Origin of the sequence: Saccharospirillum alexandrii (assembly GCF_004000275.1) — a bacterium.
GTDB classification, from domain to species: Bacteria; Pseudomonadota; Gammaproteobacteria; order Pseudomonadales; family Natronospirillaceae; genus Saccharospirillum; species Saccharospirillum alexandrii.
The window spans coordinates 197,734-222,721 of the sequence record NZ_RCIP01000004.1; the positions used below are offsets into that span (position 1 = coordinate 197,734).

The 24,988-nt window shown below is 59.1% G+C and carries 20 protein-coding genes and 1 riboswitch; of the genes, 12 read left to right on the forward strand and 8 right to left on the reverse strand.

Going from position 1 to position 24,988, the window contains the following annotated elements; genetic code table 11:
- Positions 1-303: 303 nt before the first annotated feature.
- Entirely contained in the window at positions 304-2,193 is a 1,890-nt protein-coding gene (locus tag EP166_RS16735; protein ID WP_127559189.1) for a putative bifunctional diguanylate cyclase/phosphodiesterase, read from the forward strand.
- Between the two features lie 240 nt (positions 2,194-2,433).
- Here the strand turns inward: EP166_RS16735 and EP166_RS16740 are convergent, their stop codons facing one another.
- The gene (locus EP166_RS16740) at positions 2,434-3,195 is read right to left on the reverse strand and encodes a hypothetical protein (RefSeq protein ID WP_127559191.1); all 762 of its coding nucleotides are present in this window, start codon (positions 3,193-3,195) and stop codon (positions 2,434-2,436) included.
- Between the two features lie 207 nt (positions 3,196-3,402).
- Here EP166_RS16740 and EP166_RS16745 point away from each other — a divergent pair, with 207 nt between their 5' ends.
- The 4 genes from EP166_RS16745 to EP166_RS16760 all read left to right on the forward strand — a co-directional run bounded on the left by EP166_RS16745 (position 3,403) and on the right by EP166_RS16760 (position 8,563).
- Entirely contained in the window at positions 3,403-4,140 is a 738-nt protein-coding gene (locus EP166_RS16745) for a response regulator (RefSeq protein ID WP_127559193.1), read from the forward strand.
- Complete coding sequence (locus EP166_RS16750; RefSeq protein WP_127559195.1) at positions 4,137-6,695, forward strand: PAS-domain containing protein; 2,559 nt, start codon at positions 4,137-4,139, stop codon at positions 6,693-6,695. The genes EP166_RS16745 and EP166_RS16750 overlap by 4 nt, the downstream gene beginning before the upstream one ends.
- Positions 6,696-6,746: 51 nt before the next feature.
- Positions 6,747-8,204 (forward strand): phospholipase D-like domain-containing protein, encoded by a 1,458-nt coding sequence (locus EP166_RS16755; protein WP_181952731.1) that lies wholly within the window; start codon positions 6,747-6,749, stop codon positions 8,202-8,204.
- A 119-nt stretch (positions 8,205-8,323) separates the two neighbouring features.
- The gene (locus EP166_RS16760) at positions 8,324-8,563 is read left to right on the forward strand and encodes a TIGR02647 family protein (protein ID WP_127559197.1); all 240 of its coding nucleotides are present in this window, start codon (positions 8,324-8,326) and stop codon (positions 8,561-8,563) included.
- A gap of 33 nt (positions 8,564-8,596) precedes the next feature.
- Here EP166_RS16760 and EP166_RS16765 read toward each other — a convergent pair whose 3' ends face one another.
- Both EP166_RS16765 and EP166_RS16770 read right to left on the reverse strand, forming a co-directional pair.
- Positions 8,597-9,061: a 6,7-dimethyl-8-ribityllumazine synthase gene (locus tag EP166_RS16765; RefSeq protein ID WP_127559199.1), complete on the reverse strand. Its 465-nt coding sequence runs from the start codon at positions 9,059-9,061 to the stop codon at positions 8,597-8,599.
- 89 nt (positions 9,062-9,150) lie between these two features.
- Positions 9,151-9,329: riboswitch (FMN riboswitch) on the reverse strand.
- Positions 9,330-9,427: 98 nt separating this feature from the next.
- A complete protein-coding gene (locus EP166_RS16770; protein ID WP_127559201.1) occupies positions 9,428-10,021 on the reverse strand; it encodes a DUF502 domain-containing protein in 594 nt (197 codons plus the stop codon).
- Between the two features lie 184 nt (positions 10,022-10,205).
- Between EP166_RS16770 and EP166_RS16775 the strand changes: the two genes are divergently transcribed.
- Positions 10,206-11,276 carry an AbrB family transcriptional regulator gene (locus EP166_RS16775; RefSeq protein ID WP_127559203.1) on the forward strand — a complete coding sequence of 357 codons (1,071 nt, stop codon included), beginning with the start codon at positions 10,206-10,208 and terminating at the stop codon, positions 11,274-11,276.
- Here EP166_RS16775 and EP166_RS16780 read toward each other — a convergent pair.
- Genes EP166_RS16780 through EP166_RS16790 form a run of 3 tightly spaced genes read right to left on the reverse strand, consistent with a single transcriptional unit; the run spans position 11,252 to position 14,791 of the window.
- Entirely contained in the window at positions 11,252-11,941 is a 690-nt protein-coding gene (locus tag EP166_RS16780) for a response regulator transcription factor (protein WP_127559205.1), read from the reverse strand. The two genes, EP166_RS16775 and EP166_RS16780, sit on opposite strands and share 25 nt — an antisense overlap.
- A 7-nt stretch (positions 11,942-11,948) precedes the next feature.
- Entirely contained in the window at positions 11,949-13,319 is a 1,371-nt protein-coding gene (locus EP166_RS16785) for a sensor histidine kinase (protein ID WP_164743991.1), read from the reverse strand.
- Positions 13,320-13,339: 20 nt separating this feature from the next.
- Positions 13,340-14,791 (reverse strand): TrkH family potassium uptake protein, encoded by a 1,452-nt coding sequence (locus tag EP166_RS16790; RefSeq protein WP_127559209.1) that lies wholly within the window; start codon positions 14,789-14,791, stop codon positions 13,340-13,342.
- 163 nt (positions 14,792-14,954) lie between these two features.
- Between EP166_RS16790 and EP166_RS16795 the strand changes: the two genes are divergently transcribed.
- Complete coding sequence (locus EP166_RS16795; protein ID WP_127559211.1) at positions 14,955-16,475, forward strand: hypothetical protein; 1,521 nt, start codon at positions 14,955-14,957, stop codon at positions 16,473-16,475.
- Here the strand turns inward: EP166_RS16795 and EP166_RS16800 are convergent.
- Positions 16,453-17,913: an MDR family MFS transporter gene (locus tag EP166_RS16800; protein WP_127559213.1), complete on the reverse strand. Its 1,461-nt coding sequence runs from the start codon at positions 17,911-17,913 to the stop codon at positions 16,453-16,455. The genes EP166_RS16795 and EP166_RS16800 overlap by 23 nt on opposite strands.
- A 45-nt stretch (positions 17,914-17,958) precedes the next feature.
- A complete protein-coding gene (locus EP166_RS16805) occupies positions 17,959-18,432 on the reverse strand; it encodes a MarR family transcriptional regulator (protein ID WP_220432611.1) in 474 nt (157 codons plus the stop codon).
- Positions 18,433-18,687: 255 nt separating this feature from the next.
- Between EP166_RS16805 and EP166_RS16810 the strand changes: the two genes are divergently transcribed.
- The 5 genes from EP166_RS16810 (at position 18,688) to EP166_RS16830 (ending at position 24,943) form a co-directional block, all read left to right on the forward strand.
- The gene (locus EP166_RS16810; RefSeq protein WP_127559215.1) at positions 18,688-19,707 is read left to right on the forward strand and encodes a sugar ABC transporter substrate-binding protein; all 1,020 of its coding nucleotides are present in this window, start codon (positions 18,688-18,690) and stop codon (positions 19,705-19,707) included.
- Positions 19,708-19,788: 81 nt separating this feature from the next.
- Positions 19,789-20,883, forward strand: a complete 1,095-nt coding sequence (locus tag EP166_RS16815; RefSeq protein ID WP_220432612.1) for an ABC transporter permease — start codon at positions 19,789-19,791, stop codon at positions 20,881-20,883.
- On the forward strand, positions 20,880-21,653 hold the full coding sequence (locus tag EP166_RS16820) for an ATP-binding cassette domain-containing protein (protein ID WP_246026330.1): 774 nt from the start codon (positions 20,880-20,882) through the stop codon (positions 21,651-21,653). The genes EP166_RS16815 and EP166_RS16820 overlap by 4 nt, the downstream gene beginning before the upstream one ends.
- A 34-nt stretch (positions 21,654-21,687) precedes the next feature.
- Positions 21,688-22,611, forward strand: a complete 924-nt coding sequence (locus EP166_RS16825) for a substrate-binding domain-containing protein (RefSeq protein WP_127559219.1) — start codon at positions 21,688-21,690, stop codon at positions 22,609-22,611.
- 187 nt (positions 22,612-22,798) lie between these two features.
- Positions 22,799-24,943 (forward strand): D-(-)-3-hydroxybutyrate oligomer hydrolase, encoded by a 2,145-nt coding sequence (locus EP166_RS16830; RefSeq protein WP_220432613.1) that lies wholly within the window; start codon positions 22,799-22,801, stop codon positions 24,941-24,943.
- The last annotated feature ends 45 nt before the right edge of the window (positions 24,944-24,988 follow it).

Below are 24,988 nucleotides of genomic sequence, written 5' to 3' on the forward strand. Positions count from 1 at the left end.
GGGCAGGCCAGTTGGCCGAACAATCATTCAAATCGGCGTAAGGCTGAAACAATCGTTTCAAAAGCCGGGTATCATGGGGCTTTACCGGCGTGGCCTTGTCACAGTTACCTTCACTGCGCACCAAGTCGATCACCCTGCACCAGAGCGTGCACCGTTTTGGCGCGGTGCCTGCTGTTCTGTTGCATTAACAAAGGTTCTCCGGGAATAACCACCCGGTGCACCCACGAACCAGGCATTTCAGGCTAGACTGTTTCAGTAAGGCTCAATCAGCCCGTTTCTTTCACATGATTTCTGTTGGGTGGTATGGCATCAGAACATAATTCAGATCAGGCAGGTCGGTCGCCACTGGTCAGACAGCTTCATCATGAACGTCTCAACCAGATGTTCTGGGCCTTGCAGATATTCCTGCTGGTTGCGACCGTACAGAGTATGGCACTCGGCCGTGTTTCCTCTGCACTGGCCATGGCGGTCGCAGCGGGACTCTTGTTCCTTAGCCTTTGGCTGGTACGCCAGCAACATTATCAATTGGCCGCCACCTGGATGCTCGGGCTGATGACCGGCCTGTGTTACTACTTTCTATGGAGCAGCGACGGCCTGCGCGATGAAGCCGTGCTGGGTTACCCCGGCATTCTGGTCGTTGCGAGCATCATTGGTAACCGGCGTATTTTTATTGGTTTGCTGGCGGTTATGATTGGTAGTTTGCTGGTACTTGGTGGCGTCAATTCGATGGGGCTGCATCAGACCCGACCGGTCGAGAACAACATCAACGTGGCTATTTTGCTGGTGTTGATCCTGTTGACGACAGCCTACTGTATTCGCCTGCTGGTCAACGACATTCGCCATCTGGTGACAGAGCTGAACGAAGAAAACCAGCGACGCCGTGAATCCCAGGCCCAGGTCGAGGCGCTTGTGAATCACGACAGTCTGACCGGTTTGCCCAATCGTATGCTCGCCGCCGAGCAGTTTGAACTGATGTTGCGTCACAGTGAGCGTGAAGGTCAGTCGGTGGCGCTGTTATTTATCGATCTGGATAACTTTAAACCCATCAATGATTCACTCGGCCACGGCGCCGGCGATGAATACCTGATTCAGATTGCCCAGCGCCTGGTGGATGAAGTGCGTACATCGGATGCGGTCTCACGCTTTGGTGGCGACGAGTTCGTGGTGCTGATGCCCGACCTGCCACCGGGAGAGTCCATCATCTCCCGGGCGGATGAACTGCTGCAAACACTGCGCGAACCCATGATGCTGCAAGGTCACGAGCTGACCACCACGGCCTCGATTGGCATTGCCATCGCGCCGGCCGATGGCACCGACTTCGCCACCCTGCTGAGCAAGGCCGACATGGCCATGTATGAATCCAAGCGTGCCGGTCGCGATGGCATTCGCTATTACAACACCAGCATGAACAACGACGCCCAGGCTCAGGTCAAGCTCATTTCCGATCTTCGCAAGGCATTGCAAAGCAACGAGCTTTCGCTGCACTATCAACCCAAAGTTGATCTGAAAACGGGCAAGCTGTGCGGTTGTGAGGCCCTGTTGCGCTGGCAACACCCGACGCGCGGAAACATCCCCCCCATTGAGTTTATCAGCCTGGCTGAACGGTCGGGTCTGATCATTGAGATCGGCATGTGGGTGATGCAACAGGCCACCGGGGCGCTGAGCCGGTTTGATGCGGTAGGGCTGCCGGGGCTGACCATGGCGGTTAATGTATCGTCGCTGCAATTCAAGCGCGGCAACCTTGATCGGGTGGTTGAACAGGCCTTAACGGAATCCGGCATCGAGCCTCACCGGCTTGAAATTGAAATCACCGAATCGATGCTGATGGAACCCGGGGAAGACATTGACCATACCTTTCACCGGTTGCAGGCGCTCGGTGTAACTTTCTCGATCGACGATTTCGGGACCGGTTATTCCAACCTGGGTTATCTGAACAAAATGAAGATCGGCACACTGAAAATCGACCGGTCCTTTGTGTCGCAGTTGCAGCTGAGCCCGCAAGACACCGCCATCGTCACCGCCATTATTCAAATGGCCAACAGCCTCAATCTGACCACCGTAGCCGAAGGCGCTGAAACCCAGGCCGAGGCCGATTTACTGGCGAGGCTAGGTTGCACTCAGGGGCAGGGGTATTTCTGGGCCCGGCCAATGCCGGAAGCCGATTTTATTAAGTTTGCGCTGTCGCGCGGGTAAGGCACACGAGCCATTGCCGTTATTTGGATCCGAGTGTCGTGGCTTCAAGCCTCGGAGTTCAGGTTGCTTCAGTGGCTATCGTTCGCAGCGGCCACCGGTTATGCCTCTGCAGGGTCGGCGTAAATCCGTCCATGGAGCCTAGACCGCAGCATCCATGCTGCGGACTCCCCTGCAGAGGCATAACCGGCACCCACCGCTCGTATTGTGCGAACTCCGAAACTTGAGATTTGAACTAGGTGGCTACGAACACTGGAAACTGTTGAGTGTTCGCCACACTGATTCAGCTATTGCTCTGTATTCAGTAGAGTAAGGTTGAAAGATCTGTCTTCGTCTGTGTTGCTCCATACTGGTCTGGAGGGAGGGCGCCTGATACAAGTCTTCCCTTCTATTTAATATAGTGGTTTCAAAAGTAGCCCATGGGTCATCTGACCAAAATACTGAAGATCCGTCACCACCTTCACGGTGACAGCTGCTACATGCATCATCTAAAACAGGTTGTACGATCTCGTCATAAAAAGCAGCATTGGCTATGCATTGCCCCAACGTAAGGTCGCGCTCAAAGGTCACGGTTTTCCACTCGCCGCCCTTTAATGCCGTCAGTTCAAACTTCTGCTCGCCCCCTGTCTCGATCATGACCGGCAGAGACTGGTCGAGGTAGTCTGCACACTGAGTAAAGGCCGGGAATACAATGCAAGAATCACCGGTATCCCATTCTTCGATCAATTCATCGTTCAACACCAGTTGTACGGTGGCTTCCGTCGGTATGCGTATATCCAGCACGGCCTGAGTCGGCCCCGGGTTAGCCTGGGTGTAGCTGAGCGATCGCACCGCCAGTGCCAGCTCAACGGTGCCGCTGTCATCAGTATCGACGGGGTCGAATGTATCGCCGGTGTCGTCGCTGGCGGTCTCCGGCTGGCAACCGGCGACCAGTAAGGCGAGCAACGCAGTGCACGGGGCCAGCCTGAACGGGGCCAGGCGGGAGCGGTTTACAGGGGTTGTCATGACATCATTCGGCTTGGGAGGAATAGCTTAGAATGGCATGGTGCCGGCTTTACATCTGCGACCGGCTCCACACTTCGCGGTTTTCCCCCACGGGTTTGGGGCCGTGTTTGAAATACTCTGTTAACATTTCAGTGCGTCACTGAGTAGCGCGAACGCGCGTACACAGACTCACCTGGCACCATAATGATAAAAAGCCCGGAGAAACCGATGGCCGCAACCCCCCAGGCGCATCACATTGCCATCGTCGATGACGACCCGGACATTCTGCAGGTACTGACCGACACCCTGACGCTGGAGGGCTACCGGGTTTCGCCCGTCCAAACCGGCCAGGCGTTGCTGGGCCTGCAAGTGCAGGACCCGGCTGATCTGATATTGCTCGACTTGAAGCTGGAACACGAAAGCGGCTTGCGCGTGGCGCAGGATATCCGCCGCGATTCGGCCGTACCCATCATGATGCTTACCGGCAAGGGCGATGAGACCGATCGCATTCTCGGCCTCGAAGTCGCCGCCGACGACTTTATGATGAAGCCGTTCAATCTGCGCGAAATTGTCGCCCGGGTGCGGGCCCTGTTGCGGCGCAGTACCCAACTGAGCCAGACCCCCAAATCGCTGGCGCAACGGGTATCCGACGGCCTGGTGTTCGATGGCTGGTGCCTCGACCTGACGCGGCGGACGCTGCTGAACCCGGCGGGTGAGATGGTCGACCTGACCTACGGCGAGTTCAATTTATTGAATGTGCTGCTATCGTCGGCAAACCGCGTGCTCAGTCGTGATTATTTGCTGGAAAAAACCCACGGCACTCAAACCGAATCCTTCGATCGCACCATTGATGTTCTGATACTGCGCCTGCGCCGCAAGCTGGAACCCAACCCCAAAGCGCCGCACTACATCAAAACCGAGCGCGGCATCGGCTACCGTTTTGAGGCAACGGTCAAACGGCTATGAACCCGCTGCGCTGGACGTTACACGCGAAAGCCCTGGCTGCCTTTGTGGTGGGTCTGGTGCTGCTGCTGACGCTGGTCAGCTTTTCCTGGCGCGGCCTTAGCCAGACCCGGGATGCGGTGAATGAATTCGAAGGGTTGCTGATTCCGGAAATACGCACTGCTCTGAGCCTGTCCGATGAAGCGGCCCAGATTGTGGCGCTGGCGCCTTACCTGGCATCGGCCGGGCGTCCGTTTCAACTGCAAGCCGAGCGGCAGCGGCTCGAAAGCCGCTACCAGCGGGTGTTTGCTTTGTCGCAACGGTTGCAAAACCCGGACGTTCGCGCCCGAATCCAGGCCATTCTCGCCAACATCAAAGCCGATCTCGACGCGCTGACCGAGCGGGTATACGACGAACTCTTTATTCGCGAAGACGTGCTCTCGGCTCAGTTCCAGGTGGATCAGCAGGCGCGCGACAGCACTGAGGCCGGTCATGCGGTCACCATAGAACCCTGGCTGCCGTTGCAATTGTTCTACCGGGCGATAACCGACCCGGCCGACTATAACCGCCAGACCCGGGAGCGGCTGCGACCCCTGGTGCTGGCCGTGGCCGAGCCCGAGGCCTATCTCGATTGGCTGGAACTGGCCACCGCTGAATACCAGACGTTGCAGGGCATCCAGCAACACAAAGCATTCTTGCTGGCCCGGCTGCGTGCCCACTCCGAGCGCCTCACTGAGCAGACCAACAACTTCGCTGCCGACATTCAGCAGGTTGTGGTGCGCCAGCAAACGGCCGTGACCGACCGGGTAAATGCTTCCCGGGTACTCACCCTGGGCTTGTCGCTGGTGGTGATGCTGGCGCTGCTGGTGTATTACCTGAACAATCGCCGGCTGATTCGGGACCTGGCCACTGTCACCGACGACATGATGCAATTGTCGCGGCGCGAGGAGTCGCCGGCGCAAATTCCCATTCATCGGCAGGATGAAATTGGCGACCTGGTGCACGCCTACGATGTGTTCCGTGAGCATGCCCTGCAAGCTGAACGCACCAGCGCCGAGCTGGACACCCAGAAAACGCTGCTGGAAACCATCCACAACCAGATTCAGGACGGGCTCAGTGTGTTTTCCCGCGATGACCGGCTGGTGATCTGGAACCGGCGATACCTGGACATTTTCGGTTTTAGCGACGGCGACCTTCAGCCCGGCATGACGCTGGACGAGGTGCAGGCACTGATGGCGCGCAAGGCGCATCGCAACCTCAGCGTGCAGCAGGAAGCCGTCGACATGCCAACCATGAACGTGCAGCGCCACCAGAGCCAGCAGAACTTTGAACGCCATTACGACGATGGCCAGATCATCGAGTTTCGCAGCCAGCCCATGCCCAATGGTGGCTTTGTCACCCTGTACCGGGACCTGACCGAGCGGCGCATGGCCGAACAGCAATTGCAGCAGGCGCAAAAAATGGACGTACTGGGCCACCTGACCGGTGGCGTCGCGCACGATTTCAATAACCTGCTGGCAGCGCTGTCGGGCAATTTGCAGCTGTTGGAGCAAAGTGGTTCGGTCAGCGATGCAGGCACACCCTATTTGCATCGCGCGCTGGATGTCAGCGAACGCGGTGCCCAGCTGGTGCAGCGTTTACTCGCCTTCAGCCGCAAGCAACGGCTGACGCCAGAGGTAGTCGAGCCGGACCGGCTGATCGACGGGCTGACAGAACTGCTGGAGTATTCAGTCTCCGGCCCGGTCACGCTCACGCTCGACCTGGCTGCCCCGGGCCGGAGCCTGTACATCGACCCATCGCAACTGGAAAACGCCCTGTTGAATCTGGTGTTGAACAGCGTATCGGCCATTCCCGGCAAGGGCGCTGTTACGGTTCGTACCCGCTACCTTGAACAACAGGATCGGCTGGAGCTGACGGTGACCGATACCGGCCAGGGCATTCCGGTGGCGTTGCAGAAACGCGTGCTGGAACCCTTCTTCAGCACCAAACCGGTGGGTCAGGGAAGCGGCCTCGGGTTGTCGACTGTGTATGGGTTTGTGCAACAGAGCGGCGGGCAGTTCACTCTGCAATCCTGGCCGGGGCAAGGCACCACGGTGTGTATGAGCTGGCCGGTGACCACCCAGTTGAACACGCCTGGCGCCAGCGTCGTCGAACACTCCCTTACCTTCGATGCCAGTCGGACGCTGGTGCTGGTTGAAGACGATGTTGCCGTTCGCCTGGCGCTGGCCGACGTCTTGCGACAGCGCGGTTACCCGGTAATGGCGTTTGAGCATGGCGAACAGTTCATCGACTGGGCGCATCACAGCGACGAACCTGCCGGGCTGGTCCTCTCCGATGTGAACCTGGGCGGCTTGTTGAACGGCCTTGATGTGGTGACCATGGTGCGCAAATACTGGCCCGACGTGCCCTGCCTGCTGATGTCCGGCCTGCCGCGCGAGCGGCTGGAAGACGACCTGGGGTTTGCCATCGAGCATCCTTTGTTGCAAAAGCCCCTCTCTCAAAGGCATATTGACGCCTTGTTTCCGCCCTTGTCGGCAACTGGCCAGCGGCCAGAGCCGATACAGAGCCGGAAGGACTGACACCCGGGAAACGCATGGATGATGCACGCCCGGATCTGAAGGAGTAGCACCATGGTGGGCGTACCCAGGGCAGGAGGTCGTATCGCAATTGCACTGTTAGTGGCTGTTGGGCTGGTTTTGCTGGCAGTGGGTATTTTCCACAGCGTTAAGCCCTTGCCGCCCGGCCTCAACGTTGACGGCCCGCTGCGGTCGGTCAGCGATGTGCGGTTTTTATCCGATACGTCTTACATTGGCACCGACGATCAGCGTCATCTCGAACAAAGCATTTTCGATGAAGTCTTTGCGATGATCGAGGCGGCCGAACGTTTCGTGTTGATCGACATGTTTCTGTTCAATGATTTTCAGGGTGAGGTGCGGGAAGAACACCGCGCGTTGTCGGCCGAACTGACCGAGCGCCTGATCGCCCAGAAGCAGCGCTTCCCCGAGCTTGAAGCGCACCTGATAACCGACCCGATCAACACCGTTTATGGCGGTCAGCGTGCCCGGCACCTTGAGCGGCTGGAACAAGCGGGCATCACCGTTACCCTGACCCGGCTGGAGGCCCTGCGCGACAGCAACCCGGCCTATTCTGCCATCTGGCGTACTTTCTTATCGCACTTCGGAACCAGCACCGGAGACAGGCTGGCAAGCCCGCTGGGCGATGGCCGGATATCGCTGCGAAGCTTTCTGATATTGCCGAATTTCAAGGCCAATCACCGCAAGGTTATTATCGCCGATCAGGGCCGGGGTGACGACTTCGCAGCGCTGGTGACTTCGGCCAACCCACACGACGGCAGCAGCGCCCATGGCAACGTTGCCCTGCGTTTTTCCGGACCCGCCGTGCAGGATCTGCTGACAAGTGAACAGGCCGTTCTGGCGTTTTCCGGTGGTCCGGCGGCTCAGTCGACGGTATCAACCGGGGCTCCGAACGACACCACTGATGCCGGGTTAAGAGTGGTCACCGAATTGGCCATCAAACAGGCTTTGCTGGAAAGCATCAATGGCGTAAACGCCGGCGACCAGCTCGACATCGCCGTGTTCTACCTGTCAGACCGCGACATCGTTAGAGCCCTGCTGGCCGCACACGAACGCCAGGCCCAATTGCGCATCCTGCTCGACGCCAACAAAGACGCCTTCGGCCGCGAAAAGAACGGCATCCCCAACCGCCAGACCGCGCTAGAATTGCACCGGGCCGGCATACCCGTGCGCTGGTGCGAAACCCGGGGCGAACAGTGCCATTCCAAATTCCTGCTGGCCCGGCGCGCCAATGGCGAGGCTACGTTGATTGTCGGCTCCGCCAACTTCACTCGCCGCAACCTCAATAATCTCAACCTGGAAACGAACGTGGTATTAACCGGCAAAACGGCCGAGTTAACGGCGCTGACCGACGCCGCGGACTGGTTTGAATTGCGCTGGAGCAACACCGACGATAAACGCTTCAGTGTCGATTACGAAACCTACGCCGACAACCGGGTCTGGCCACAGGTGCTGTACCGGTTTATGGAAGCGACGGGCATTAGCACCTTTTGATGCTGTGTTTCGTTGCTGAGGGAGACCAACGCTGGCACGCAGATTTGAGCGCCGGCATTTGTCGAACCGGGAAAACTCAGCTAAACCTATTGAATGCCCGAACAACAATAGGAATCGCCATGCCCTTCTCCGACGACCACCTCGCCGAGCTGAATTTGCTCACCCAGTTTCGGGCCTCTTCATTGCAGGAAGGCATCAAAGTGCACAGTCAGGAGGCTGACCCGGCACTGGTGGCTGCCGCCGAACGCCTGCATGGCAAAGGGCTGATCACCCAGAAAGACGGCGGCTACCTGACCGACCTCGGGGTTGAGACGGTCGACCATACCCGCAAGCTGCTGGGCATCTTATCCAGCCAGTAGAGCGTCGGCCCGGATGACTCCGGGCCGTTCAGGTTAACCGGTGATCGCGCGCAGGCTGCCCAGAGTGGCATGGCAGGCCTGAGCCGCTTCCTGGCCTTTCTTCACAAAGTGCTCGCGAAAATAGCGCTGGTGTTCCTCGTGCTCGTGAAAATGATGCGGGGTCAGCACCACGCTGAACACAGGCACCTCGGTATCCAGCTGCACCCGCATCAGGCCGTCGATGACTGCCTGGGCGACGAAGTCGTGCCGGTAGATACCACCATCGACCACCAGGCCGCAGGCGACAATGGCATCGAAACGCCCGCTGTTGGCCAGGTGTTTGGCGTGCAGTGGAATTTCGTAGGCGCCGGGCACGCGCAGGTGTTCGACCTCGGCCGTGCTATCGAGAAGTTTCAGTTCAGATTCGAAGGCGGTGCAGGCCTGTCCGACAATGTCGGCATGCCAGGAGGCCGCAATAACGGCAACGCGGGTAGTACGATTGGGGATAGACTGATTCATGGGTTTCCCTCACGATTAGGGTGATTGCCAGAATCAGGGCGCGCGAGTACGCAACGACTGCCACGCAGAGGCGGCAGCGATTGGGTGGTTCGCGATCTCTCTCATCCGGACTCTAACCGTCGGCTCTGGCATCGCACCAGATCTGCTGACCTCGCTGTGAATACCCGGTGTTAACCGGGTCACCGCGAGCGCTCGCGGGCTCCTGACCGGCATTCGCTGCCTGTCAGATACCGCCGGTGGGGAATTTCACCCCGCCCTGAGAACGCTGCTGGCGCAAGTGCGCCAGACGGGCAGCAGTATACTGAAAAATCGCCTGAACGCACGGCCACCAGAGCGCTGGGAGCCAGCGTTGCTGAAATGGGCTCGCTACGGTGTTTTCTTGTACAGGCCTGCGGTCAGCATGAACTGCATGGCGTCTTCAAATGGCCAGTCGACAGTCACCAGGTCCGATTTGCGCACCAGAACGGTGACCCCGGCAATCTGATAGCTGATCTGCATCAGAACCGGCACCCATTCATCGGTTTCATGACGCGCGTCCAGCGCCTGGCCAACCGGCCCGGGAATATCACTGGCGGTAACAAAGCCGACCACGTAGGTGTCGTTGGCTTGTTTGACCAAAACGGTTTGCCGCTCTTTGGTTTGTTCCGGGTCTGTGCTGATCAGCGAGGCCATGTCTTTAATAGCGCCGTACACCGTCTTCAACAGCGGAAACCGCAGAATCTGATTTTCCAGCTGCTGGAACAGCCAGGCGATGGGGCTCACGCTGAACGCCAGGCCGATGACCAGCAACAGCAGCAGAATCAGGACAACACCGCTGCCCGTCCAGGGCTGGTCGATGCCGACCAGGCGAAGCAGCAGAAGGCCAAGGTTGTTCAGCCCATCCCCGATCGACCAGAACAACCATAACGACAGGGCCAGTGGCAGCACCCGCAGAATGCCCCGGGTAATGGTTTTTCGCATGTCGTGCTCCTTGGGTCCGGTTGAGTGTGCTTTTTGAAGAAAGCCTGAACGCCACTTTATCAGGTTGTGGAAAGCGGGCGCCTGATTTTGCAATAAACCCCGGGGCTGGTCATCGGGCGGCGACATTCAATGACCTTTGCCAGGCTGCTATACTGCGCGCGCCTGTTGATCCCGCCGGACGCCCATGACTCCCAGCCTGAAGACCCAAGTGCGCAGCCTGTTAAACCTGCTGGCGACCCTCGCCATCGGTGCCACGGGTGCTCTGGTATTCAGCCTGCTGTCGTGGCCGTTGCCCTGGATGCTCGGTAGCCTAACATCAACGCCGCTCGCCAGCCTGCTTGGCTTTACCCCTCATATTCCGATGCGGCTGTTCACCGCCATGCTACTGATACTGGGCATCTATGCCGGTGCCGCTCTCGACCCGAGCCTGGTGTTTACCGTCTGGCACTGGCCCCTGTCGCTGTTCGGCATGGTGTTATTGGTCATAGCAACAACGGCGGTCAACCACTGGTACTTCCGGCGTTTTGCCGGTTTCGATAGCACCACGGCGCTGTATGCCTCGGTGCCTGGGGCTCAGTCGCTGGTGCTGATCATGGGCGCGCGCGGCGGCGCCGATGAAAAGCAGATGCTGATCCCGCAAATAACCCGGGTGCTGGCCGTCATCTATTTTGTGCCGCTTATTCTGGTCAGCCTCGGTGACCTGACCGGGCTCGATATCAACCGCATTCGCTCGGTGCCTGCCGAAGCCTGGGCACTGCCCGATTGGCAGTCGGTTGTGTGGGCTCTGGGTGCCATCGCCCTGGGTTTGTGGATAGCCAGGCGGTTACGCTGGCCACAACCGCTGATGCTGGGGCCGTTAACCGGGGTGGCGGTGTTGCAAATTACCGGCCTGACCGACCTGAGCATTCCCGGCCAGGCACTGGTGCCGGTGCAGTTTGTGCTCGGTACCTATCTGGGCACCAAGTTCGCCAAAATTCGCTGGCGTACGGCCGTCATTCTTTCGGGTCACAGCCTGGTTGCCCTGTTGCTGACGGTGACTCTGGTCGCTCTGATGACCGCGTTTCTGACCCTGCTGACCGACATTCCGGCGGCCGCTATTTTTCTCGCTTTTGCCCCCGGCGGCCTGCCCGAAATGGTGCTGATTGCCGCAACCTTAAATGCCGACCCGGCCTTTGTGGTGGTGCACCACGTGGTGCGGTTTTTGATTATTGCGATTGCCTTGCCCTGGGTCTATCGCCTGTCCAGAAACCGGTAGCCGATGCCGGGTTCGGTTTCCAGGTATTCCGGGTTGGCTGCATTGTCGCCGAGCTTGATGCGCAGCTGGCGAATCACGTTGCGCAGGTACTGGGAATCGTCTTTGTGGCTGCGACCCCAGATCTTTTCCAGCAGACTGGTCTGGGTGACCAGCCTGCCGGGGGACTGTACCAGGTGCTGCATCACCGCCCATTCCTTGCGGGTGAGGCTGATGGTCTGGCCATCAAGCGTCAGTTCGTGGCGGTCTGGGTTAATGCTCAGCCGGGCATCGGTATAGATCGCGTCTGCCGGGTCTTCCCGGATGCCGGTGCGCGAGGCGAGAATACGCCGCACCCGGGCCAGCAGTTCATTCACGCTGAAGGGTTTTACCACGTAGTCTTCAGCACCCATATCGAGTGCCGCGACTTTCTCCATCTCCGATGAACGAACCGACAAGACCAGCACCGGTTGCTGGCTTTGCGCCATCAGCTGGCGCAGCACCTCTTTGCCATCCAGATCAGGCAGGCCGAGGTCCAGAATCACCAGGTCGGGCTGGGCCAGCACGGCCTGGGCAATACCCTGGGTGCCGGTCTCCGCTTCAATCACGTCGTACCCCTGAGACGCCAGGCTGATGCGCAAGAAGCGGCGGATCTGGGCTTCATCGTCAATGATCAGAATTCGGTTCATCGCTGGGTTATTCCTGGTCGGGTCGGGTGGCGGCATCTGCGCCGGGCGGGGCTACGGGCAGCGTCAGTCGCAGGCATAGAGTAAAACCGTCGGGGGGCTCTACAAAGGCTGCTTCACCACCGTGTACCCGCATCATGCCCCGGCAAATGGTCAGCCCAAGGCCCGAGCCGGTTGAATAGCGGTCGCCCCGGCTGAATGAATAGAACTGGCCGAATACGGCCTCCCATTGCTCGCGCGGCAGGCCGGGGCCCTGGTCGAGCACATCCATCCAGACGGTGCTGGCATCGGCGCCGGCGTGAACGTCAACGCACCCCCCTGAACCGACAGCTTTCAGGGCGTTGTCGAGCGCGTTAAACAACGCCTGTTCAACCAGGGCGGCATGCACCCAGACAGAAGGCAGTTCACCGCTCGGGTGAAAGCTGACACCGGGCGAGGGCCGGGCGGCGGCCAGGCGGCGGTAAACCACATGGTAGAGTTCGTCGATCGAGATCCACTGACGGTTCAGGGTCAGCTCGCCCTGACCCAGGCGGGTCATGTCGAGCAGGTTCTGAATGTACTGTTCCAGACGTTCGCTTTCGAGAATGATGGAGTTCAGCAGTTCCAGGCGGTCGTCTTCGTTCAGGTCGGCGTGCAGGTCGCGCAACGAGGTGGCCGCGCCCATCATCGTTACCAGTGGGGTTTTCAAATCGTGGGAAACCGATGACAGTAACGCATTGCGTAACGATTCTTCATCGGCCCGGCGTTCAGCGGCCTTGCGCTCTTGCCTGGCTTCGCGGCGCTCCTGATGGGCCAGCCATTGTTCGCCCAGTGCCCGCACCATTGATTGCCAGCCCTTTGGCAGGTTTAGCGTAAGGGTCGGGTCGCTGCTCAACCCGCGCGCGCCGGTTAACGGATCGGTCTGGCCTTCATTTAGGGTTAAAGCTCCGGCATCGCCGAATACCTGCAGTGAAAAGGTCGCCAGGTGGTCGGCATCGGCCCTGGCCGGGTCGTCCTGCAGGTGTTTGGTCAGTGCCAGTTGAGCGCTGACGAAGCGCTGCTGAAACGATAGCTGGTCGACCTGGTGGCGCAACCGGTAAGCCAAGCCGCCGGTCATCAAGGCGAAAACCACGTACAGGGCGGCGGCGACTATTTCTTCAGGCTCGTGCATTGCCAGGCTGAACACCGGCTGGGTAAAGGCGTAGTTAAACAGCAACAACCCCAGCCCGGCGCTGGTCAGCACGCCGCGCCAGTCGGTCAGCAGGGCACTGAGCACCACCGCCATCAAATACAGCAACAGCAAGGTGGTATGCGCTAGCCAGGGCAGCGGCAGCAACCCCAGGCCGGTAATCGCCAGCGGGATCATTCCATTGCACAGCGGCCACAGCCAGGCCTGTTTCATCGAACCCCTCCGGTTTCCCATTACCAGCGCCAGAAGGCCGGTGTGAACAGAATCAGCAGGGCCATATATTCAAGCCTGCCCAGCAGCATGGCAAGGCAGAGAATGACTTTGGCGGTATCGGGCAGGGTGGAAAAGTTGCCGGCTGGTCCAATCACCTCGCCAAAACCCGGGCCGACGTTCATCAGTGCCGTGAGCGCGGCAGACCCGGCGGTCACAGCATCCAGGCCAGTCAGCGTCAGTGCGATGGAGAACAGCAACAGGCTGACCAGCATCACAAACAGATACGCCAGCGAAGCCACCAGCACACCTTCGCCGACCGGGCGATGGTTATAGGTGCGCTGAAAATGACCGGAAGGATGCAGCGATTTGAACAAATGCTCGCGCAATAACAAGCCGAGCAACTGAAACCGGAACAGCTTGGTGCCACCGGAGGTAGAACCCGAACAGGCGCCACTGAACATCAGAAACACAAACAGCATCAGCGAGAAACTGCCCCAGAGGGTGTAGTCTTCGGTGGCGTAACCGGTGGTGGTGACGACGGAGGTAATGTTGAAAACCGCGTGGGTCAGGGCGTGAAAAAACGACTCGCTCGACCCGGTTAACAATCGATGCACCGTCATTGCCAGGGCGGCTGCGGCCACCAGTTTGAACAGCAGCTGCACCTGGGCATCGCGCGCTATGTGCCAGGCGCGGTCATGCAGCGATTGCACATAGAGCAGAAAGGGCAAGCCGCCCAGCAACATGAAACTGCTGCCCGCCCATATCAGGGCATTGCTATCAAACTGGCCGAACGATGAATCCGAGGTTGAATAGCCTCCGGTCGCCAGGCTGGTCAGCGCATGGTTTAGCGCGTTGAAGCCGGTCATGCCCAATGCCCAGTAGACTGCGACAGCCAGAGCGGTGAGCAGTATGTAAACCACCCCAATTTGCGTGGCCACGGTCCGCACCCGGGTATTCTGAATGTTGGACCATTCCGAACTCTCGGTTTTAAACAGGCGCATACCGCCGACTTTCAAGAACGGCAACACTGCCACGGCCATCAGAATGATGCCGATGCCACCGACCCACTGCATCAGCGAACGCCATAAAATTAGGGTGCGCGGGCCATCATCGAGCCCGATCAAAATGGTTGAGCCAGTTGTGGTTACCCCGGAGACACTCTCGAACAAGGCATCAATAAAACTCAACTCAGGCCAACCGAGGTACAACGGCAAAGCGCCGGTCAGACACAGCAGGCCCCAGTTAACCGCCGTCACCAGAAACATCGGTTTTGCTTTCATGCGAATCGAAGGCCCGCGCGAAAGCAACATGCAGGCCACGGCAACCGCCAGACAGACCAGCGCACTGAGCACCATGGCACGCACTTCCTGAGCGGTGGACCAGTCGGCCAGCAGCACCGTCACCCCCATCAGGCAGCCCCAGATCAGCATGATAAAGGTGGCAATTTTCAGGGCGGGTTTTACAGCGGTCACGGTGCTTGTCCACAACGATTACTACATCGTTAATGGTAAGGATCACGCTATAACAAAGCTGTAATGCTCCCTGGCGCCGCGTAAGAAAAACATAAGGTTTGCATAAAGTCGCAGGCAGTCGGGTCGATACAAGGTGTTCAGGAATATAAGCCGCGGAGGGAAGATGGCACAGATTACCGGGGTGACTCTGCCCGTAACAACGGCAGACTGGGGCAGTCCGGCATCCGGTGTCCGCCCGGAACCGGCGTTGCAGCATGAACCGGAGAGTAAAAACCGCATAACGCTCGCCAGCGGCGATCCCTCGCGATCAAACGAAGACACCACGCCGCTGGTGATGGCCCGGCCAGCGCCCGTCGCGGCGACTTTGGATATCAGCCCGGCGTCCTCATCGTCCGGTTGGGACCAGTCGCTGGGTCAGGCCCTGAGCGACATCGATGACCCTGAAAGCTGGTCGATGCTGGCACATGGCCCCGGCTTGCTGGCAGGCCATGAAAGCACGACGCAGCATGCCGAATCCCGGTTGCAATCCGGTCAGGCCATTGACCGTTTCCAGCTCCAAGAACCGCCTAACCCGCTCGGTAAAATGAGGTTTTCAGCCACTCTAGAAAGCGGCGCCAAAGTCACTTTTGAGGTAACCGCGAACCAGGGCCATGGCCAAAGCAGGGGTAGCTCCCTGGCGTATCGGTCCATCGATGTCAGTTACGCTTCGGATAGCGAACTGACCGAAGCGGAACAGGAAGCACTGACGCAGTTCAGCCAAGGGCTTGGCCAATTTGCCCGCGATTTTGCCCGTAACCGGTCGCCGGATGTTGCCTTATTGAACCTGACCGATTCACCCCTGCTAACCAGCATTAAACTGAGCATGCAAATCGGCAAAGACTCAATGGCGCTGTCGTATCAAACCGATGCCGATAACCGTCAGTTGGATCTGAGGTGGAATGGACGGTCCTTGTCGATGTCGGTCGACAGCGATGGGTTTGCAGGCAATGCCTCGGCCGAGGCGTTAAATGATGTTCGTCGAACCATTACCGAGTCGCTCAGTAAAGCCAAAGCCAGCGAAGATGACCAGAGCGTTCTGCTACAGGCATTGTCGTTGTTTGGCGGATTGCCCGATGCATCTGATGCGGTGCCGTCTGTCCCCGAGGGCGGAGAAGCCCTGCTGACCGGCTTGCCGGATTACACCATCCGCTTCAACGGTGTTGCAGAAGCCCCCGAGGGATTGAAATACAACGAACACTTTCAGAAATACAGCGGCGTGCGATCCTTCGAATTGAGCCAGTCCACGAAAGTCACTGAAAAAGACGGGCGCCTGTTGATCGATCAAACCCAGTTAATGGCGCTCGATGCCGCCTATTTTACCGCCTTGCCACACCTTGAACGACCGGATTTCAACTACGAAAACTTCAACTGGACGGTCATCAAAGAGCACCACGAAATCACGACCCAGCAAGTCTGGGAAGACAACAAACTGGCATCCGCTCAGATGTGGCGGTCTTCCCAGAGTTCGCAGATCACAGAAACCTGGAGTGAAGGCGAGCAGATCGACCGGGCAGCAAACCGCATCGACCGGCAACAGCTGGATGACCTTGCCGACTGGGTCGATGCCCGGCGCAAGGGTGATCAGGGCTCAAAGGGTGAGCCCGATCCGTCAGTGTTTAACGTTACACACCAGTGGCTTCATTGACCGTCTTTTGCGACCGGCGCCGTTCACTCAGCACGTGGTGACGCAGCCAGAAAGTAGTGGCCAGACCCAGCAGCCCTAGGCCAAAGGCAAACCAGAACGCCAGATGAATGCCAGCGGCGATGGCGGCGGCTGAATCCGGGTTATCAAACAGAGCGGCGCGGCCGCTGAGCACGGTGATCAGTAGCGCCGTGCCAATGGATGCGCCGACCATGCGCAGGGTGTTGTTCATGGCTGCGGCGTGCGCGATCAGCGGAACCGGCAATGAATTTATGCCGGCGGTGATCAGGGGCATCATCAACAGGGTAGCGCCCAACATTTGCAGTACCGAGGCAGTAACCAGCCAAAGGGTGTGGCCGTTATCCGGCATGGTGGCGAGAATGAACATGCCGATCGAGAGCGAGATGAAACCGGTAATGGCCAGAATCTGAATGCCGAACCGGTCGAACAAGCGGCCGGCCAGCGGTGAAATAATGCCCATCAGTACGGCACCCGGAAGCAGAATCAGGCCGGCGTCGAGCGCGGTCATGCCGCGCACATTTTGTACGTAGAGCGGAATCATGGTCTGGGTGCCAATCAGCAAGGTGAACACCAGTACCGACAAAAAGGTGGTGACAGTAAAGGTGTGGGAGGTAAACACCTTGAAGTCGAGCAACGGTTGCTCAAGACCCTGTTGCCGGTGAATAAACGCCACCAGCGATACCACGCCCACCAGCAAGCTGAGTAATACACTGGCGCTGTCCCAACCGGCCGACCCGGCCATGCTAAAACCGAACAACAATCCACCCCAGCCAAGACTCGACAGCACGACCGACAGCGAATCGATGCGGCTGGCGCGCTGGCGGGTGACGTTTTTCATAAACAGCAGCGCTGCCAGAATCACCAGCAAGGCAATGGGCAGCAGCAGTACAAACAGGTAACGCCAGGAAAACTGATCCACCACCCAGCCTGACAATGCCGGGCCAAGGGCCGGGGCGAATGCGATGACCAGGCCTACCAGTCCCATCGCTGCACCGCGTTTCTCGATCGGGAACATGATCATGATCAGCGTCTGAATCATCGGCATGATGATGCCCGCGGCCGCGCCCTGAATGATGCGCGCAATCAGCAACATGGTGAATGTCTGAGCGACTGCACCGATCAGGGTGCCCAGGGTGAACAGCAGCAAGGCGGCAATGAACAGGGTGCGACTTGAGTACTTGTCCATCAGAGCGGCGGTAACCGGAATCAGCAGACCGCTGGCGAGCATAAAGGCGGTGGTCACCCACTGCGCCAGGCTGGGGTCGGCGGCAAAGTCCTTCATGATCGGCGGAATGGCGACCAGCATCAGCGTCTGGTTAAGCACCGAGACGAAGGCGCCAGCGATCAGTATGACGACAATCAGCGTCCGGTTGTAGGCGGGTATATCATCGCTGTTTGCTTGTGTTGTGTGTGCGGTCATCGGGTGTCCATATTGTTAACGGTTGCAGCCAGGGTTTCAGGCTACTCAGGCTGTTTCGTTTGCGGCACTCAGTTTGCTGGCCAGCCGGTCGATCACTGACAGGCAGGTGTCGATATCGGCCGGGTCAATGCCCTCGAAGATCTCTTCGCGAACGCTTTCCACCACGGCTTTAATGCGTTCCAGAGAGGGTTTGGCACGCGGGGTCAGATGAATCGATTTACAGCGTTTGTCGCCGTTCTGTGACCGCCGCTCGACCAGACGTTCGTTTTCCAGCCAATCCAGGCTGCGCACCAGCGTCGGCCCCTGAACGCCCAGTAATTCAGCCAGTTCTTTCTGATGCATCGCATGCTCGGCTTTGTGCAGGGCCAGCAACAGGCGCCAGCGCGATTCGGTCAGGCCGTGTGGTGACAGACGACGGTCTACTTCAGCCCGCCACAGCCGGGCTGTTTGCCCCAGGCGATACCCCAGTCTTTCGCGGTTGTGTTTGAGATCGGTCATCAGCGACAACGGTTTCAACATGAGGGGCCATCATACGCCCATTTAGATAGATAGCTACCTATCTATTACAGCAAAGTGTTACCACGCCGCGCTTCTCACCCGGTGTTACACCCCGTTGGACTCTTTTATTTCAATTGTTTCAGCCCGCACCGCCTGCCTGAAATATTTCATTAGTCTGGCTCCGTAGAGTGACTCGTTAAGGCGGCCAACCCCTGGCTGGCCTGAGCAACGATCGCAACGGATCACTCAATTAAAAACAACAAGAGGCAGGACAACATGAAGGCATCACTCAAAACACTGACCCTGGCCATGGGCCTGAGCGTCGCGTCCGGCGCGGCCATGGCCGACGACATCCTGATCGGCCTGATCACCAAGACCAACACCAACCCCTTCTTCGTTAAAATGAAGGAAGGCGCCGAGGCACAGGCTGCACAGCATGGCAACGTTGAACTGCGCTCCTTCGCTGGCCGGTTCGATGGCGATAACGACTCTCAGGTGCAGGCCATTGAGAACCTGATCTCGGCCGGTGCCAAGGGCATTCTGATTACTCCGAATGATTCAGAAGCCATCGTACCGGCGGTACAGCAAGCCCGTGACGCCGGTATCGTGGTCATCGCGCTGGATACGCCGCTGTCGCCTGCCAACTCAGCCGACGCAACCTTTGCGACTGACAACTTCAAGGCCGGCGAACTGATTGGCCAGTGGGCCCGTGCGCAGGCCGGTGATTCGGACGACGCCAAAATCGCCCTGTTGGATTTGAATTCCTCTGAAATCTCCGTCGATGTTGCGCGCAACCAGGGCTTTTTGCAGGGCTTCGGCATCGATCTGAACGACCCGCAAGACATCGGCGATGAAGACGACGACCGCATTGTTGGCAACGACGTCACCCAGGGTTCCGAGGAAGGCGGCCGCCGAGCGATGGAAAACCTGCTGCAACGCGACCCGAGTTTGAACCTGGTGTACACCATCAACGAACCGGCGGCGGCCGGTGCCTATGAAGCGCTGAAAGCCGTCGGCCTTGCCGATCAGGTGAAGATCGTATCGGTCGATGGCGGTTGCCCGGGTGTCGAAAACGTCGCAGCCGGTGTGATCGGCGCTACCTCCATGCAGTTTCCGCTGAAAATGGCCTCCCTGGGTGTGGATGCGATTGTCACCTACGCCGAAAGCGGCGTGAAACCGGGCGCGACGCCGGGGCTCGATTTCTTCAACACCGGTGTGACCCTGGTGACCGATCAGCCGGTTGACGGCATCGATTCCATCTCGTCCGAAGACGCACTGACCCAGTGCTGGGGCTGATGCCGGCCGGCGCAGCATTCATGAAATAAACCGCGCAGACCGCGTCGTCGCACCCCGATGGCGCGGTCGCCGGGAGGCGTTATGACTGAACACACCAACCAAGGCTCCCAGCCACCCAGCTCTCAGGCCGACCACGAACGGGTTACCGAATCGGTGGGTGGCTCCATTGCGATGCGCAGCGACGAAGTGCTCGACTGGCCGCGGCGCATCCACCGCTTCTTCCACGCCAACCCCACGGCGGCGCCGGCCATTGTGCTGATCGCCGCGGTACTGGCGTTTTCCCTGATCGCCGGGGAGCGTTTTCTGACGCCCTTTAACCTCTCGCTGGTGCTGCAACAGGTCACCATCATCGGTGCGCTGGGCGTGGCCCAAACCCTGATCATCATGACCATGGGCATCGACCTGAGTGTGGGCGCCATCATGGTGTTGTCGAGTGTGGTCATGGGCCGGCTGGCGGTCGATTTCGGCTTGCCGCCGTCGATGGCGCTGGTGCTCGGCCTGGTGTGCGGTGCCGCGTGCGGGGCCATCAACGGCACGCTGGTGACGCGCATTAAACTGCCGCCCTTTATTGTGACGCTGGGCACCTGGAACATCTTTTTCTCGCTGAATCTCTGGTATTCCAATAGCCAGACCATTCGCTCGCAAGACATCGAATCCATTGCGCCCCTACTGCAGTGGGCCGGTAACTCTTTCACCCTGTTTGGTGCGCGCATCACCTTCGGCTCGCTGATGATGATCGCCCTGGTCGGGCTGGTCTGGTATGCCCTGAACTGGACGGCCTGGGGGCGGCACGTCTACGCCACCGGCGACGACAAAGACGCCGCTGAACTGGCGGGCATTCGCACCCAGCGCGTGCTGATGTCGGTCTACATCGTCGCTGGAGTGATCTGTGGTCTGGCCGCCTGGCTGATGATCGGTCGCATCGGGTCGGTCAGCCCGCAGGTGGGTACCATGTCGAACCTCGACAGCATTACTGCGGTGGTGATTGGTGGCACCTCCCTGTTTGGCGGGCGCGGTTCCATCGTCGGCACGCTGATTGGCGCTTTGGTGGTGGGCATATTTCGCAATGGCCTGGCGCTGGCCGGGGTCGATGTGCTCTGGCAGGAATTCACCGTCGGCCTGCTGATTCTGGTGGCCGTGGGCATCGATCAATGGATACGGAGGGCTTCCGCATGAGTCAGCAAACCCCGGTTTTACAGGCCAAGGGCCTGATCAAACGCTTCGGTCGGGTGACTGCGCTCGATGGCGCCGACTTCGAACTCTACCCCGGCGAAGTGCTGGCGGTGATCGGCGATAACGGCGCCGGCAAGTCATCGCTGATCAAGGCGCTCTCCGGCGCTCTGGTGCCGGATGCCGGTGAAATCCGCATGAACGGCGAGCTCGTTCAGTTCAAAAACCCGATGCACGCGCGCAGCCTGGGGATTGAAACGGTTTATCAGACGCTGGCGGTCTCCCCCGCGCTGGGCATTGCCGACAACCTTTTTCTCGGTCGCGAACTGCGCAAGCCGGGCATACTGGGGTCGGTGTTTCGCATGCTCGATAAAGCCGAGATGCGCCGCCAGGCCACAGAACAGTTGAGCCAACTGGGCCTGCTGACCATTCAAAACATCAACCAGGCTGTGGAGACACTTTCGGGCGGTCAGCGTCAGGGCGTGGCGGTAGCGCGATCGGCCGCCTTTGGCAGCCAGGTGGTGATTCTCGATGAGCCGACGGCGGCGCTGGGCGTGAAGGAATCGCGACGGGTGCTGAACCTGATTCGCGATGTGCGCGATCGGGGTTTGCCTGTGGTGCTGATCAGCCATAACATGCCGCATGTGTTTGAAGTGGCCGACCGCATTCACATTCACCGTCTGGGCAAACGCGCCGCCGTGATCACACCGGATAGCCACAGCATGGCCGATGCCGTGGGCATCATGACCGGTGCCGTAGAAGTCGATGCCGCCTGAGGGCGGCTTACCCACCCGCCATGAGGAGTAAGAAATGAAACGCACGCTGGTTACGGTGCTGTGCCTCACGAGCTTCTGGCTGGCGGGTGCCTCGGCGGTTCGGGCCGATACCTTGCGGGTGGGCGTCAGCCTGGCGGATTTGGGTAACCCCTTTTTCTACGCCCTGGCGCAGCACCTGCAAGATGCCGCGAACGAACAATCGTCGCAACCGGTCGAGATGACGGTGGTCTCCAGCGCTTATGATCTGCAGCGTCAGCAGGCGCAGATTCAGCGGTTTATTGATGACCGGGTCGATATTATTTTGCTGTCAGCGGCCGATTCCATGGGCATCGAGCCGGCTATTCACCAGGCTCGCCAGGCAGGCATTACCGTAACGGCTGTCGACATCGATGCTCAGGGCGCGGACCTGAGTGTCACCACCGATAACGTTCAGGCGGGCATGGTGGCGTGCCGGTATCTGGCCGAGCGCATGGGCAACAAGGGTGATCTGGGTATCATCAACGGCGCCAGTGTTTCGTCGGTCACCGATCGGGTGGCCGGGTGCCGGGCCGTCCTGCAGGATTACCCCGAGATCCGCCTGGTCAGCGACCGGTTCAATGCCGGTGGCACCTTCGGTGGCGGGCTGGAAGCCATGACGTTTTTGTTGAGCCAGCACCCGGGCATCAACGGCGTTTTCGCCATTAACGACCCCAGCGCCCTGGGCGCTGCCGAAGCGGCCACGTTGGCGGGGCGAAACGGTATTCTGATCACCTCGGTCGATGGCTCCAGCGAAGTACTGGCAGCCCTGGCCGGCAACCACCCGAACCTGATTGGCACGGCGGCACAGTCTCCCGAAGAGATGGCGCGAAGGGCAATGGAAGTGAGCCTGGCGCACCGGGAAAACCGGTTGCAAAGCCCGCGCAGTATCCGGATTCCAACGCATTTGATCAGTCGGGAAACCCTGTCGGAAATACCCTGACTCCGTCCTCCCAAAGAACGGCATTCCAGAGGAATTAATCGGTTTACAGTATTCGAACATGAACAGCGATTCATGTTTTCTGTTCTGGGCAGTCTCTTAATAACTCCCCCTGGGGGAGTTGTTCAGAGGCTCCCTGTTGTATCGAACAGCACCACGAAACGAATACAAACCGATGGGAATCCTCAGCATGAAAACAACAATGAAAGGTCTGAGCCTGATGGCCGCCAGTGGGTTACTGGTGGCATTGGGAGGTTGTAACGACGACAGCAAAAACCCACCCGATACAACGAATCCGCCAGCGCTGAATGCGCTGCCGGCGGCGATCAGCGGTACCGTCATACAGCGCAGTTACGACGGTGTCAGCAATGACTTGCTAACCGCAGGCCTCGGTGCCGATGGTTTGGGAAGCGTGACCGCTCCGGCTATTGCCGATGCCTTGAACCCGACGGTCGATGAGCTGCGCAAGCGCGCCATTCATGGCAACTACCGGGCCCTGGTGCCAACCGGTGCCGGCAGCGGCTATGGTGAATTCTTCGGGCCAACAGTGGGAACCACCAGCTCAACGGGCATGATCGCCGGTGAAGAATGGCTGGCCCAGGCAGATCTGGAAAGCGGCACCCGGGTAACAGTAATGGTACAGGTGCCAGAGAGCTTTGACGCCGACAATGCCTGCATGGTAACCGCGCCCAGCTCCGGTTCGCGTGGCATCTATGGTGCCATCGGCACGGCCGGTGAATGGGGCCTGAAGCGCGGCTGCGCCGTGGTTTATACCGATAAAGGCACCGGCACCGGTGCGCATAACCTGACTGAAAACCGAACCCAGAACCTTGAAGGCCAACTGGTTTCCGCGGGCGACGCCGCTGCGTTGTTCCAGGCCGACTTGACCGACCAGGAACGCACTGATTTTCTGGCCGACACACCAGACCGCTTTGCGTTCAAGCACGCCCACTCAGAGCAAAACCCCGAAGCCAGTTGGGGCGCCAGTGTTCTGGAGTCTGTGCGGTTCGGTTTCTACGTCATCAATGAATTGCACGGCAGCGAGAACGACAGAGATCAGAAACTCGTTACCCTGAAGCCCGCTAATACACTGGTCATTGCCTCCAGTGTGTCCAACGGCGGCGGTGCTTCTGTACTGGCAGCCGAGCAGGATACCGAAGGGCTGATCGATGGCGTGGCAGTGTCCGAGCCCAATGTGAACCCCGAAGCTTCCGGCAGTTTCAGTATTCAACAGGGCAGCGCGGCCGCCATTACCGAACACAGCCGCAGCCTGCTCGATTACACCACGGCACTGGCGGTGTATCAGGGTTGCGCCAACCTGGCCCCCAGCATTCGCGACAGTGCGCCCCTGAATGCTTTTTTCAACGACTTCGACATTAACGAAAATACCTGTTCAGCCCTGGCCGCCAAGGGTCTGGTTTCCGGTGCCGATGTGGACGCCCGGGCCGAGCATGCGCTGTCGATCCTGAACGATGAATTTGCCTTTCAGGCCGAACAGAACCTGGTGCAGCCGGGTAACTACGGCATCAATGTACCGCAAGGTATTGCTGTGACGTACGCCAATGCCTACGGCCAGTTCAGCGTGGCAGATAACCTCTGTGGTTTCAGTTTCGGCGCAACCAGCGCAAACGAGTCGGGTGTGTTGAGTGAAGCACATGAGCGGGTCCTCTTTGCCAGCAGCAACGGCATTCCACCGACCGGCGGTGTCAATGTTATCTACAACGATGCCGCTGGCGTTCCCACCCTGATGAGCGCCGCGACGTCGCCCAGCAGCAGCTTGCAGGACTACGCACTCGACGGCTTCCTGTGCCTGCGCGGGCTTGCAACCGGGGTTGATCCGGAGACTGGCGATGAGTTGACGGGCGAGGCGTTGGCGCAATCGGAGCGGGTTCAGGCGGGTATTGAAGCGATACGGGCAAGCGGTAATCTGCAGGGTAAGCCAGCGGTATTTGTCACCCCGCGCAACGATCAGATACTGCCGATCAACCACACCTCACGGCCCTACTACGCGCTGAACCAGACAATAGAAGGCGATGCCAGCCAGTTGCATTACTATGAGGTACTAAACGCCCAGCATCTGGACATTTTGAACGACTTTGCGGGCTTTAATGAGCGCTACATTCCGATGCATCATTATTTGTTCGAAGCGCTGGATCTGATGTACGCCCATCTCGATGAAGGCACAGCGTTGCCGCCGAGCCAGGTGGTTAGAACCACACCCCGTGGCGCCGGTGCCCCCGCGATTACAGCGGCAAACCTGCCGGATATCGCAGCCGAGCCGGCAGTTGCAGACCGCATCGAATTCGACGCTTCGGTGCTGTCCATTCCGGACTGAGTCGCGCTAGCGCTGCCCCGCCATTCCGTCATGACGGAGGGTTGG